This window comes from Synechococcus sp. BS56D (assembly GCF_004332405.1).
Taxonomy (GTDB): domain Bacteria; phylum Cyanobacteriota; class Cyanobacteriia; order PCC-6307; family Cyanobiaceae; genus Synechococcus_C.
Map to the genome: position 1 here is coordinate 45,337 of NZ_PHQU01000006.1, position 11,524 is coordinate 56,860.

Annotated in this window: 12 protein-coding genes; 9 read left to right on the forward strand and 3 right to left on the reverse strand. The window is 64.4% G+C overall.

Annotation, left to right across the window (positions count from 1 at the left end):
• Both CWE17_RS09620 and CWE17_RS09625 read left to right on the forward strand, forming a co-directional pair.
• A complete protein-coding gene (locus CWE17_RS09620) occupies positions 1 to 1,206 on the forward strand; it encodes a SufD family Fe-S cluster assembly protein (RefSeq protein ID WP_131456656.1) in 1,206 nt (401 codons plus the stop codon).
• Entirely contained in the window at positions 1,203 to 2,489 is a 1,287-nt protein-coding gene (locus CWE17_RS09625; RefSeq protein ID WP_131456658.1) for a SufS family cysteine desulfurase, read from the forward strand. Before CWE17_RS09620 ends, CWE17_RS09625 begins: the two co-directional genes overlap by 4 nt.
• A gap of 68 nt (positions 2,490 to 2,557) precedes the next feature.
• Here the strand turns inward: CWE17_RS09625 and CWE17_RS09630 are convergent, their stop codons facing one another.
• Positions 2,558 to 3,589, reverse strand: coding sequence for a metallophosphoesterase (locus tag CWE17_RS09630; RefSeq protein ID WP_131456660.1), 1,032 nt, complete (start codon positions 3,587 to 3,589; stop codon positions 2,558 to 2,560).
• A gap of 54 nt (positions 3,590 to 3,643) precedes the next feature.
• Between CWE17_RS09630 and mtnA the strand changes: the two genes are divergently transcribed.
• Positions 3,644 to 4,756, forward strand: coding sequence for an S-methyl-5-thioribose-1-phosphate isomerase (gene mtnA, locus CWE17_RS09635; RefSeq protein ID WP_131456662.1), 1,113 nt, complete (start codon positions 3,644 to 3,646; stop codon positions 4,754 to 4,756).
• A 4-nt stretch (positions 4,757 to 4,760) separates the two neighbouring features.
• Complete coding sequence (locus tag CWE17_RS09640; RefSeq protein ID WP_255417778.1) at positions 4,761 to 5,489, forward strand: class II aldolase/adducin family protein; 729 nt, start codon at positions 4,761 to 4,763, stop codon at positions 5,487 to 5,489.
• On the opposite strand, the gene CWE17_RS09645 is transcribed toward CWE17_RS09640, so the two are convergent.
• The gene (locus CWE17_RS09645) at positions 5,476 to 7,401 is read right to left on the reverse strand and encodes a prolyl oligopeptidase family serine peptidase (RefSeq protein WP_131456665.1); all 1,926 of its coding nucleotides are present in this window, start codon (positions 7,399 to 7,401) and stop codon (positions 5,476 to 5,478) included. The two genes, CWE17_RS09640 and CWE17_RS09645, sit on opposite strands and share 14 nt — an antisense overlap.
• Before the next feature lie 109 nt (positions 7,402 to 7,510).
• On the opposite strand from CWE17_RS09645, the gene def reads away from it, so the two are divergent.
• From def to rpsU, 4 genes are all read left to right on the forward strand, one after another.
• Positions 7,511 to 8,116, forward strand: coding sequence for a peptide deformylase (def, locus tag CWE17_RS09650; RefSeq protein ID WP_131456667.1), 606 nt, complete (start codon positions 7,511 to 7,513; stop codon positions 8,114 to 8,116).
• A gap of 3 nt (positions 8,117 to 8,119) precedes the next feature.
• Positions 8,120 to 8,317, forward strand: coding sequence for a hypothetical protein (locus CWE17_RS09655; protein ID WP_131456669.1), 198 nt, complete (start codon positions 8,120 to 8,122; stop codon positions 8,315 to 8,317).
• 61 nt (positions 8,318 to 8,378) lie between these two features.
• On the forward strand, positions 8,379 to 8,978 hold the full coding sequence (locus CWE17_RS09660) for a DUF3747 domain-containing protein (protein ID WP_131456671.1): 600 nt from the start codon (positions 8,379 to 8,381) through the stop codon (positions 8,976 to 8,978).
• 49 nt (positions 8,979 to 9,027) lie between these two features.
• On the forward strand, positions 9,028 to 9,198 hold the full coding sequence (gene rpsU / locus CWE17_RS09665) for a 30S ribosomal protein S21 (protein ID WP_006043142.1): 171 nt from the start codon (positions 9,028 to 9,030) through the stop codon (positions 9,196 to 9,198).
• Between the two features lie 346 nt (positions 9,199 to 9,544).
• On the opposite strand, the gene CWE17_RS09670 is transcribed toward rpsU, so the two are convergent.
• Positions 9,545 to 11,107, reverse strand: coding sequence for a YifB family Mg chelatase-like AAA ATPase (locus CWE17_RS09670; RefSeq protein WP_131456673.1), 1,563 nt, complete (start codon positions 11,105 to 11,107; stop codon positions 9,545 to 9,547).
• A 56-nt stretch (positions 11,108 to 11,163) separates the two neighbouring features.
• Between CWE17_RS09670 and CWE17_RS09675 the strand changes: the two genes are divergently transcribed.
• Positions 11,164 to 11,505 carry a histidine triad nucleotide-binding protein gene (locus CWE17_RS09675; RefSeq protein WP_131456675.1) on the forward strand — a complete coding sequence of 114 codons (342 nt, stop codon included), beginning with the start codon at positions 11,164 to 11,166 and terminating at the stop codon, positions 11,503 to 11,505.
• Positions 11,506 to 11,524: the final 19 nt, after the last annotated feature.

Sequence of the window (11,524 nt, forward strand, 5' to 3'; positions counted from 1 at the left end):
ATGCAGCTCTCCAGTCACGACAGTGTTTTGGACCCTGTCCAGCGTCGGGGGAGGGAGGCCTTGGAGCGCCTCGGCCTGCCCACCCGCCGTCAGGAGGCGTGGCGCCTCACGGATCTGACGCGCCTTGAGGCGATCGCGCGCCTACCCCTGAGCAGTGCTGATGCTCGTGCTCCGCTGGATCCTTCAGCCTTGCCAGCGGTGGCGACGGGAACGCTGCGTCTCGTCCTCGATGGACAAGCTGATCCCTTGGCGGCGATGGTGCTGCCTGAGGGGATCACCCGTTTGAGTGCTTCCGAGTTGGAGCAGGCCCTTGGTCACACCCTCGATCGCTGCGGTTGTGCGGACGCCTGGCCCGTGGAGCTCAACCATGCCTCCAGTCAGCAGGTGCTGGCGCTGCGGGTGCGAGGTTCGGTCCCCCCCCTCGAGCTGGTGCTGGCCAGCCCCACCGGTCTCACGGCCACCCGGGTGCTGCTTCTGCTCGAGGAGAAGGCGCAGCTGGATCTGCTCCAGGTCGTGCTTGCCGAGGGGCCGGTGGCCCACAGCCATGTGCTGGAGGTTCACCTAGGCCAGGAAGCGAGGCTCAATCACGGTTTGGTCGCCTGCGCCGATGGCGAGGGCTCTCTGCTGATCCATGGCGCTGTTGAGCAGGAGCCCCGCAGTGCCTACACACTCACCTCTGTGGCCAAGGGATGGGCCTTGGCCCGTTTGGAGCCACGGGTGGTGCAGGTGGATGGTCAGGCCAGCACCGTGATGCGTGGTCTTTCGGTGTCGGCCGCTGATCAGCAGCTCGCCACCCACAGCACCGTTCAATTCGAGGGGCCGGAAGGGGAGCTTGATCAGCTCCAGAAGTGTCTCGCTGGGGGACGTTCCCACGCCATCTTCAATGGTGCTGTGCGGGTGCCGCGCCTTGCTCAACGCACCAATGCCGCCCAGCTCAGTCGCAACCTGCTGCTCTCGGAACGGGCCCGGATTGACACCAAGCCAGAGCTGGAGATCGTGGCGGACGATGTGCGCTGTGCCCACGGCGCCACGGTGTCTCAGCTTCAGGAGGATGAGCTCTTCTATCTCCAGAGCCGGGGTATTGGTGCGTCCGATGCCGCCGCCCTGCTGTTGCGTGGGTACTGCCAGGAGGTGGTGGATCACCTGCCGGGCGCAGCCAGTGCCTGGCCCGTCATGACGCGACTGCTGGAGGGACTGGAGGTATGACCAGCGCAACCCAGGACCCGACCACAGGGCAGCACGTAGGCGTGTCAATCGCGGAACGGACTCGTGCCGACTTTCCGATTCTGAGCCAGTGCTCTGCCTCCGGCAGTCCGTTGGTCTATCTCGATCATGCGGCGACCAGCCAGAAGCCCCAGGTGGTGCTCGAGGCGCTGCAGCACTACTACAGCTGCGACAACGCCAACGTGCATCGCGGTGCCCATCAGCTCAGCGCCCGCGCCACCGAGGCCTTTGAGGGGGCCCGGGCAACCACCGCTCGATTCATTGCTGCCGCCAGCGCCAGCGAGATCGTGTTCACCCGCAATGCCAGCGAGGCCATTAATCTCGTGGCCCGTAGCTGGGGAGACGCCAACCTCAGGGAAGGCGATGAAGTGCTGCTCACCGTGATGGAGCATCACAGCAATCTGGTGCCCTGGCAGTTGTTGGCTCAGCGCACCGGATGCGTGCTTCGTCACGCGCAGGTGACCGAGCAGGGCACGCTCGATCTTGAGGATCTGCGCGGCAAGCTCAGCTCCCGCACCAAGCTTGTGTCTTTGGTGCACATCAGCAACACGCTGGGATGCTGCAATCCCGTCCAGGACGTCGTGGCCGCGGCACGGGAACAGGGCGCGAAGGTGCTCCTAGATGCTTGTCAGAGCCTGGCCCACCAGCCCATTGATGTGTCAGTCATGGGTGTGGATTTCTTAGTGGGCTCCTCCCACAAGCTCTGTGGTCCCACCGGAATGGGTTTTCTCTGGGCACCCGAGGCTTTGCTGGAGGCGATGCCCCCGTTCCTGGGCGGTGGCGAGATGATCCAGGACGTTTTCCTGGACCACAGCACCTGGGCGGCGCTGCCCCACAAGTTCGAGGCAGGGACCCCGGCGATTGGCGAGGCGATCGGTATGGGGGCAGCGATCCGTTATCTCCAGGCCCTTGGTCTTGATCAAATTCAGGCCTGGGAGGCTCAGCTCACCCGCCATCTCTTCCTGCGCCTGCAGGGGATTGAAGGCCTGCGCATTCTCGGCCCCACCCCAGAGCAGCAGGCGGGTCGCGGCGCCCTGGCCACGTTCCTGGTGGATGGGGTTCATGCCAATGACATCGCCGCTTTGCTTGATCTCAGTGGGATCTGCATTCGCAGTGGTCACCACTGCTGTCAGCCTCTTCATCGCCATTACGGCGTCACGGCATCAGCCCGGGCCAGCCTCAGTTTCACCACCACCTTCGAGGAGATCGACCGCTTTGCCGATGAGCTGCAGGGCACGATCAACTTCCTGCGCGAGAACAGCTAAGGCCTCAGCCTCAGCAGGGGATCTGCAGGGCCGCCGTCTCCACTGGACACGCAGGTCAGTGCGTTCGCTCATGGCTGGCCTTTGAGGGAGCGTTGTGACCGAATCCATCGCCTCTGAACATTGCGTTGCAGCTGGCCCGCCTGACCGTTCAGCTGCGCAGGGAGCCGCTCCCAGTTCACTGCCTGGCCGGTGGCAGCGGCATAGGTGGTCTCACGAAGCCATGACCTCTGCCAATCGATGTCCAGCGTGGTGAAGGTCTGCTGCGGGGAGATCTTGCCCTGGAGGAGACGCCGCGGGCCGCTGCCAAGGGCCCCCAGTTGGATTAGGTCGAGTGGCCCAAGCTTGGCCGGATACCAGGCGTGCTGGTGTCCACTGATGTAGGCCTGCACGTTGCCCTCCGCCAGGAGCGCCAGAATCGCTGCTCTCTGCTCGAGCCTCTCCCCCGGTCGATCCCGTCCCTGGCTGACCCCGAACAGGGGGAGATGGCCCACGACCATGCGGATCTGGGCTCTTCGCGCGGCGGCACTGCCCAGTTGCCGGCGGGCCCACTGGATCTGGGCAGGGGGGATTCGACTCGAGCTGGCATCCCATACCAACCAGAACACGTCGTTTTGCAGGACGCTGTAGTGAAAGGGGAAGTCGCCCGCATCCTCGAATGTCAGGCCCAGGGCCTGACGGCGTGGCGTCCAGAAGCGGCGCAGCGCGGCCCGATCGGCTTCAAAACCCGGTGATCCGTCGTGGTTGCCGATAGCTGGTAGGAAGGGCAGCCCGGCTCGGCGTACTGGTGTTAACACCGTGCGGGCGAAGCTCTCCCACATCGCATCCAGCTGATTGGAGGTGAGGTCACGTTTCTGGCCGGCCACCATGTCGCCGGCACACACCAACAGGGCTGGTTTGAGAGCGAGGAGCTGCTGCAGTCCCTGGCTGACCTGGGGGATGTAGGCGGTTGAGCCGTAGCTGCTGTTGAGATCACTGATCAGGCCGATGCGTAGATCACCGCGAGACGCTGCTCGGCCAGCCGCACGGCTGATGTCGAGCCCAGCTGCGCTCAGGCCCGTCCCGAGGGCGAGCTGCAGGAACTGGCGACGGCGAAGAGACATCCGAGCGGGACAGTCACCAGGCAGCATGGATCCAACTCAGTGCTGGCGCAGCGGATGAACATCGACGGCAAAGCCTGGCGCACGATCTGGCTCGAGCTGGATGGTTGCTCGGTCGGGGTGATCGATCAGACCCAGCTGCCGCATCGCTTCAGCACCCGCACGCTTCATAGCTGTGATCAGGCCGCTGAAGCGATCCGCACGATGGTGGTGCGGGGAGCACCGCTGATCGGCGTCACCGGTGCCTACGGCCTGATGCTTGCTCTCCAGGTGGATGCCAGTGATCGGGCCCTTGATCTCGCGTTTGATCAACTGAATGCCACCCGGCCGACGGCGGTGAATCTGCGCTGGGCCCTCGAGCGGGTCCGCGATCGGGTGCGGCCCCTGCCGGAGGCCGAGCGCGCCGCAGCGGCCCGCCAGGAGGCGGCAGCGATCGCTGATGAGGATGTGGCCATGTGTGAGGCGATTGGCGACCACGGGCTGAAGATTTTTCAGGAGCTGGCGGCTGCGCGTCCGCCTGGGCGACGGGCTGAGCCTTTCCGCGTGCTGACCCATTGCAATGCGGGTTGGTTGGCCACCGTCGACTGGGGAACAGCCTTGGCTCCGATCTACAAGGCCCACCGCGCCGGGATCAACATCCACGTGTGGGTCGATGAGACCCGCCCCCGCAATCAGGGCGCTTCCCTCACGGCCTATGAGCTGGGACGGGAGGGGGTTCCCCACACGGTGATTGTCGACAACGCCGGTGGGCACCTCATGCAGCACGGCCAAGTGGATGCAGTGATCGTTGGTACTGATCGCACCACCCGTCGGGGCGACGTCTGCAACAAGATCGGCACCTATCTCAAGGCGCTAGCTGCCCACGACAATCAGGTTCCTTTTTATGTGGCGCTTCCTGCGTCGACGATTGACTGGTCGCTCGAGGATGGAGTGGCGGAAATCCCGATCGAAGCCCGCTCTGCCGATGAGGTGACGGCGATTCAGGGGCGGGTGATCAGCGGCGCCAGCGCAGGGGAGCTGGTTCAGGTGCAGCTCACCCCCGATGGCAGCGCTGGCTTCAACCCTGCCTTCGATGTCACCCCCGCCCGGCTGGTGAGCGGTTTGATCACCGAGCGCGGTGTGGCGCCGGCAAGCGAAGCCGGTTTGCGTGGCCTCTACGGCAATGGCTGAAACAGTGGGGTCTGAGCAAGTTTTCTCCGGGCATGGGGTTCCCGAACCGCCCGGTTTGCGAGAGGAGCTGGTGGCGGTGGCCCGGCGTATGAATGGCACGGGTCTCAATCAGGGCACCTCGGGCAACCTGTCGGTGCGCATCCCTGGCGGCATGCTGGTCACCCCGAGCTCCCTGCCCTATGAGCAGATGGAGCCGGGCGATCTGGTGGCGCTTGATCTGGAGGGTCACCCCTTGAGCTCGGCTCAGCGCCGTCCCTCTTCGGAGTGGCGTTTGCATGCCGATGTGCTGGCAGGGCGTGCGGAAGCACAGGCGGTGCTCCATTGCCATCCGGTGCATGCCACTGCCCTGGCCTGCCATGACCGATCGATTCCCGCCTTTCATTACATGGTGGCCGTCGCCGGCGGTGATGACGTTCGCTGTGCGCCCTATGCAACGTTCGGAACGGCCGAGCTCTCGGCCTATGCCGTTGAAGCGCTCCGGGATCGGCAGGCTTGTCTGCTGGCCCGTCATGGGCTGGTGACCCTGGGATCGGATCTTGATCATGCGCTGCGGATTGCGGTGGAGGTGGAGACCCTGGCACGGATGTATCTCCAGGCTCTGCAGATCGGCGAACCGCCCCTGCTCTCGCCAGCACAAATGGAGGCTGTTCACGCCCAGTTCCGTGGGCTTCATTACGGTCAGGCGGATCCGGACCAAAAAGAGCGGTCCGTTTCTCAGCTCAACCTTCGTTGAGGCCCAGATGTGTGCGGAAGAAGCGTTCGGTGGCTTCAAGCACGCTGATCTGCACTTGGCTGTCGCGGAAGCCGTGGCCTTCGTTCGGGAAGCTGTGAACCTCCACTGGCAGCCCGTTAGCCCTGAGTGCCGTCGCCATCCGTTCGGTCTGCTCCGGTGGCACCACCTTGTCTTTGTCGCCCTGGAAGAAAATCACCGGGCAGTGGATCCGCTCGGCATGGAGCAGGGGAGAGCGCGCTTCATAGCGCTCGCGCTCCTGCGGCCATGTCCCCACAAGACGGTCCGCGTAGCGGGCCTCGAAACGGTGGGTGTCCGTGGCCATGGCGGTGAGATCACTCACGGCGTAGCGGCAGGCGCCCACACGGAACGTGTCGGTGAAGCAAAGGCAGGCCAGGGTGGTGAAGCCACCGGCGCTGCCCCCTTCGATCGCGATCTGGTCGGGATGGGCGCGACCGGCTGCGATCAGGGCGTGGGCGGCCGCGGCGCAGTCCTCCACGTCGACGATTCCCCAGCCCCCGTTGAGCCGCTCCCTGTAGGCCCGCCCGAAACCGGTGGAGCCGCCGTAGTTCACATCGACCACGCCCCAGCCGCGGGATGTCCAGTACTGGATGCCGAGGCTGAGGCCCCGTCGGGCCATGGCGGTGGGACCGCTGTGGCTCTTCACCAACAGCGGGGGCCTCTCTGCTGAGCCAGCGCTCGGTGGGTAGTACCAGGCATGGGTGCGGCGTCCCTGGGATCCCTCAAACCAAAGGGGCTCCGCCACGCTGATGCACTCCGCGCTCAGTGCGGGCTCGGCCGCCGGGTGGTGGTGCCAATGTCCATCGCTGAGATCGATCTCCAGCAGCCCCTGGCCAGTGGTGCTGTTGCTCGCGATGGCCACGGCTCTTTCCCCCTGCGCATGCAGGCCCGCTAGATCATCAAAGGGTTGGTCAAGCGTCTGAACCGTGCCTTGCTCGCTGAGACGGTTCAGTTGCCAGCACCCCTCTCGGCAGACGGCTGCCAACAGCTGCCTGCCATCCCAGGCGGAGGTGCGCATGCCATACACCCACTGGGGCATGGCGGTTTCCGCCTCCATGGGCCAAGGACGCTCCCACTGGAGACTGTCCAGAGTGGTGCCTCCTGTGCTGCGCAGCAGGTTCCACCAACCGCTGCCATCTTCGGCCACCACCAGGCGACCGTCTGGCAACCAAAGGGGTTGGAACACGGAGATCTCTGCGCCGGTTGTCCCCTCGCTTCCCGCCAGGGCTATTGGAGTGATGATCCGCCCCTCAGAATCCAGGTCAGCGCCCCAGAGCTGGCTGTTGTCCCAGGGCATGTTCGGCTGCTGCCATTCCACCCAGGCGAGCCTGTCCCCCCTTGGACTGAGGGCGATGTACCCAGCAAAATCAGCCGGTTGATGCAAGCGGTCTGGGGTCTGATCCTCCTGGTCCAGCTGCAGGCTCACCAACCAGTCGCGGCCGTCGTCTTCCATGACGCCGAGCCAGCGGCGCCTGAAGGGATCGAGCTGGCCGTCCGCGAGGGGAGCTCCAGGCCGACTGAGGCGGCGGGCGGGGCCATGGGCGAGCAGAGGATTTGCTTCGCTCTGGTCCAGGCCTTGCCAGGTCTGAAACCAGACGCAGCCATCGCGATCGTCGATCCAGGCCAGCATCAGCTCCTGGCCGTCAGTGGCCTGGGCCAACACGCCACCGCCGTAGTCGTGCACCCTGCTGCGCAGGTTGATGGGAGCGGGGGTCAGCTCCTGAACCGCAGTGGCCCCAGCTCCCCAGCGACGGATCAGGGCGGTGGTGCGTCCCTTCTCTTGGGGGCGCTGTTCCAGCCAGAGAACCCAGTCGCCCGAGTCGCCGACCAACCTCGGTTCCCGCAGCGTCGGCATGCGGCCGAGAGCAATCCGTGCGGCCAGGGGAGTGTGCATGGGGACGAGGTCTGAGGCGTGTGGGTGGGGCAGCTGGTGCTGATCGGGAGGCTGGCGGGTCAGGCTGCCTAAGATCAAGCCATTGCAATCCTTCGCGGAGACAGGACGCTTGGCTCGAAGTTTCGCTCAACTGGCACGGTCGGCCGAACGCAGCGGCGGCGCCGTGGCGGTGGCGAAGGAGCCTCTGGAGGTTGCCCCGCTCGAGATTCACACGCTGGGGAATGAGGTGTTGCGCCAGGAGGCACGGCGCATCAGTCGGGTGGATGAAGCGGTGCGGGATCTCGCCCGCGACATGTTGCGCAGCATGTACACCGCCCGCGGGATCGGGCTCGCGGCTCCGCAGGTGGGAGTGCATCAGCAATTGCTCGTGATCGATCTCGATATCGAGAACGCCGCGGCTCCACCCCTGGTGTTGATCAACCCGGAGATCACGACCACGAGCGGATCATTAGACACCTACGAGGAGGGCTGCCTCAGCATCCCCGGTGTCTATCTCGATGTGGTGCGACCTAGCGCGATTCAGCTCAGCTACCGCGACGAGATGGGACGTCCTCGCACCATGAAGGCCGATGGGCTCATGGCCCGCTGCATCCAGCACGAGATGGATCACCTCAAGGGAGTCCTCTTTGTCGATCGGGTGAGTGATGAAGGCAATCGCAACCGTGAGCTCAAGGACCATGGTTTTCTGGCTGCTGATGTTCGCCCCCTGGTCTGAGCGATGCCGATGAAACCTCTTGCCGGCCTCTTTCTGGCTCTGGCCTGCGTGCTCGGTATCGCCGCCACCGGTTCGGTGTTTGAGCTTGCCTACGGCGATCCCGATCTTGGTGGCACCGTCACCGGCTGGATCCTGGCTCTCACTGCACCCGCCACGGTCGTCACTCTTCTGGTCGCGATTCGTCTCAACAAACCGGTCTGAATCGGATCGCCCTTTCCCGTTTCGACTTTTACGATCCGGACTAGTTCCTTCCCTCCACCGGATGGTCCGCTTCCTGCCTCTCGCCGTTGTGACCGCTCTGACGGCCGCCGCCACGGCCGCCATCACGGCCGCCGTCAGTCCTCTCCCGCTGAGGGCGCAGGGTTCTCTGTTCACGGCAGCGCCGGTGGAACAGAGCCGATTCATCCTGGTGGCAGCACCGATCGGTAAAGGGGAGTCAGCGCAGCTCAACATCTACGAGCAGCGCAGCAGCAAGCGCCCCTGTTACTCCGTGTCGGGCTCCGCCCCAGCGGTCGTCAATCCTCTGTTGGCCACCTTTGATTTCACCGGGATTTGCAACCGCTACATCGATGGCAATGGTTATTCCCTCCGCATTGGTGCTGACGACCTGGGCACCCGTTACCGCCTGTCTGTGGTGAAGACCGGTTCTGACGTGGAGCTGCTGGCGGTGCCGACCCGTGATACCTCTAAGCCCACCCTGCTGATCGCTCGTACCGGTGGGCCGGGACAGGACTTTCTGCAGTTGGTCATGGAGCCCGGCTGGCAACTGATGCGCCGTCAATACGGCAAGAAGACCCTCGGTCACTTGTATGTCTTCCGGGAGTCCTGGCCTGATGCCGGTGAGGCATCGACCCAGCCTTGAGCTGCGGGCGAGTTGCTACATTGACGGGCTGGACAACCTTGCTTGCTGCATGACTCAGGTCACGGTCGGAGAAAACGAAGGCATCGAATCAGCCCTACGTCGCTTCAAGCGTCAGGTCTCCAAGGCCGGGATCTTTGCAGACCTCAAGCGCCTGCGTCACCACGAGACACCCATCGAGAAGTACAAGCGCAAGGCTCAGCAGCGTCGTCGTCGTCGCTGATCCGAAGCTCTGGCTTCTGATCCATTGCCAAGGCCCTGGGAGAGAAGAGCTTTTCCCACTCAGGGCCTGTTTTGCTGGTTAGAAATCCGTATTTGCACTGGTTGGCGACCCCTGAATTCCAGCACCAGACTGATGGCAGATCAGCTGGGAGTCGGTGATGGATTTCAGGTTTAAAAGCATCAGACATTGGTTCGGAGACACCCTCTCCCATGCACTTGGGAACCCCAGAGAGGAGAAGCTGCACCAGCCACCTCCGATCGGGCCACAGCCCTATCGCGATGCACCGGAAAGGGTGAAGTTCCGGTACTGACACGACCATTGGGCTGGGGCTGTGCTTCCAGCCCTGTCAATCCTCCTGTGTGTTCACCCCATCGGTCGGGGGGGTGTCGAAGCTGCGAAAGCACAGTGCTTCGCTGAGGTCGGTGTTCAGGACATGCTCGCGGTCATCCAGGTCGGCCAAGGTGCGAGCAACCCGGAGCAGCCTCAGGCCACTGCGGGCACTCAGTTGACGGTGCTCAACAATCCTTTCCCATCGTTCTAAGGCTGGAGCACTCAAGCTCCCGCTTCGCCCCAGGGCTGCAGCACTGAGAGCGCTGTTCAGGCACCCCGAGGGATTGCGCCGAACCATTCTTAGGCGTGCCTGCTGGATTCGTTCTGGACACAACAGTGGTGTCGGCTCCTGCTCTGGGGTTGGGGTCTCCACGCTGCGGCGGAGCTGCTCCGGCGGCAGCCTGTGCAGCCGGAGTTGCAGATCGAGGCGATCCAGCATGGGCCCCGACAGACGGTTCCAGTAGCGCTGGCGTTCCGTTTCTCGGCACCGGCATTGGCCTCCCGGCTCGCCAAACCAACCACAGGGGCAGGGATTCGTTGCTGCCACCAGGGTGACCTGGCAAGGGAAGGCGCATTTGACCTTGGCTCGACTGAGCCAGAGGCAGCCTTCTTCGATCGGTTGGCGCAACTGGTCGAGCAGGGAGCGTGGAAATTCCGCTAGCTCATCAAGAAACAGCACTCCGCCATGGGCCAGGCTCAGTTCCCCGGGTCTGGGATTAGCGCCTCCCCCCAGCAGGGCTGCCGGCGAACAACTGTGATGGGGGGATCGAAACGGGCGGCGTTGAACCAGGCTCGCCGGTTGGGGGAGAGAGCCGGCGATCGAATGCAGCTGTGTGATCTCCAGCGCTTCTCCCTGGCTGAGCGGGGGCAACAGCCTCGGGAGCTGACGGGCCAGCAGGGTTTTGCCGCAGCCCGGAGGGCCAACCATCAGGAGGTGATGGCCACCGGCAGCCGCCAGCGCCAGAGCCTGTTGCGCCACGGTTTGTCCGATCACTCCATCCCTCGTGTCAAAGGAGTCGTCGGCCGTCGCGGTGATCGCGTTCGCCACGTCAAGGCATGGCCAGGGCTGGGTTCCCCGGAGCGTCTGCACGACCTCCCGGAGTGAGGTGGCGGCCAGCAGCTTTAGGTCGGGCACCAGGCTGGCTTCAGCGGCATTCGCCACAGGCACCACCAGCGCTCGGGCTCCTGCCGCGGCGGCCAGACGGGCCACAGCAAGGATGCCTCGGCAGGGCCTCAGGCTTCCATCGAGGCCCAGTTCACCGGCACACCAGAGATCCTTCAGCAGAGGTGCATCCAGCTGGCCGCTGGACACCAGAAGCCCGAGGGCAATCGGCAGGTCAAAGGCCGGTCCTTCCTTGCGCAGATCCGCCGGGGCCAGGTTCACCACCACCCTCACCAGTGGACCACGAAAGCCGCTGTTGCGAAGGGCTGCCCTCACCCGTTCCCGGGATTCCTGGATGGCGGTATCCGGCAGCCCTACCAGCTGGAGGCCTGGAAGTCCGGGGGCTAGGTCTACCTCCACGACCACCGGTCGAGCCTCTAGGCCGACGATCGAGGCACTCAGGCAGCGTGCCAGCATTGCAATCAAGCGGGTCAGGGGTTTAGTGCCCCACCTGTCACATCCCGGATCTGCCGATGACAGCTGACACGATTTTTGCCCGCATCCTGCGTGGTGAGATCCCCTGTGATGAGGTCTACAGCGACGATCTCTGTCTCGCCTTTCGCGACATCGCCCCGCAGGCTCCGGTGCATGTGCTCGTCATCCCGCGCAAGCCGATCGAGAGTCTGCGCTCAGCTGAGGAGGCGGATGGGCCCCTGCTTGGCCATCTGCTGCTGGTCGCGGCCCGAGTGGCGAAGCAGGAGGGCCTCAGCGACTGGCGCACTGTGATCAACAGCGGTGCTGATGCTGGGCAGACCGTCTTTCACTTGCATGTGCACGTGATCGGTGGGCGTCCCCTCGCCTGGCCTCCCGGTTGAGTCCGGGGTCCGAGAGAAT

Bases quoted from the DNA above. Each gene is read 5' to 3' on its own strand.
- CWE17_RS09620 (WP_131456656.1), top strand. From the start codon at position 1: ATGCAGCTCTCCAGTCACGACAGTGTTTTGGACCCTGTCCAGCGTCGG.
- CWE17_RS09625 (WP_131456658.1), top strand. From the start codon at position 1,203: ATGACCAGCGCAACCCAGGACCCGACCACAGGGCAGCACGTAGGCGTG.
- CWE17_RS09630 (WP_131456660.1), bottom strand. From the start codon at position 3,589: ATGTCTCTTCGCCGTCGCCAGTTCCTGCAGCTCGCCCTCGGGACGGGC.
- mtnA (WP_131456662.1), top strand. From the start codon at position 3,644: ATGAACATCGACGGCAAAGCCTGGCGCACGATCTGGCTCGAGCTGGAT.
- CWE17_RS09645 (WP_131456665.1), bottom strand. From the start codon at position 7,401: ATGCACACTCCCCTGGCCGCACGGATTGCTCTCGGCCGCATGCCGACG.
- CWE17_RS09655 (WP_131456669.1), top strand. From the start codon at position 8,120: ATGCCGATGAAACCTCTTGCCGGCCTCTTTCTGGCTCTGGCCTGCGTG.
- CWE17_RS09660 (WP_131456671.1), top strand. From the start codon at position 8,379: ATGGTCCGCTTCCTGCCTCTCGCCGTTGTGACCGCTCTGACGGCCGCC.
- rpsU (WP_006043142.1), top strand. From the start codon at position 9,028: ATGACTCAGGTCACGGTCGGAGAAAACGAAGGCATCGAATCAGCCCTA.
- CWE17_RS09670 (WP_131456673.1), bottom strand. From the start codon at position 11,107: ATGCTGGCACGCTGCCTGAGTGCCTCGATCGTCGGCCTAGAGGCTCGA.
- CWE17_RS09675 (WP_131456675.1), top strand. From the start codon at position 11,164: ATGACAGCTGACACGATTTTTGCCCGCATCCTGCGTGGTGAGATCCCC.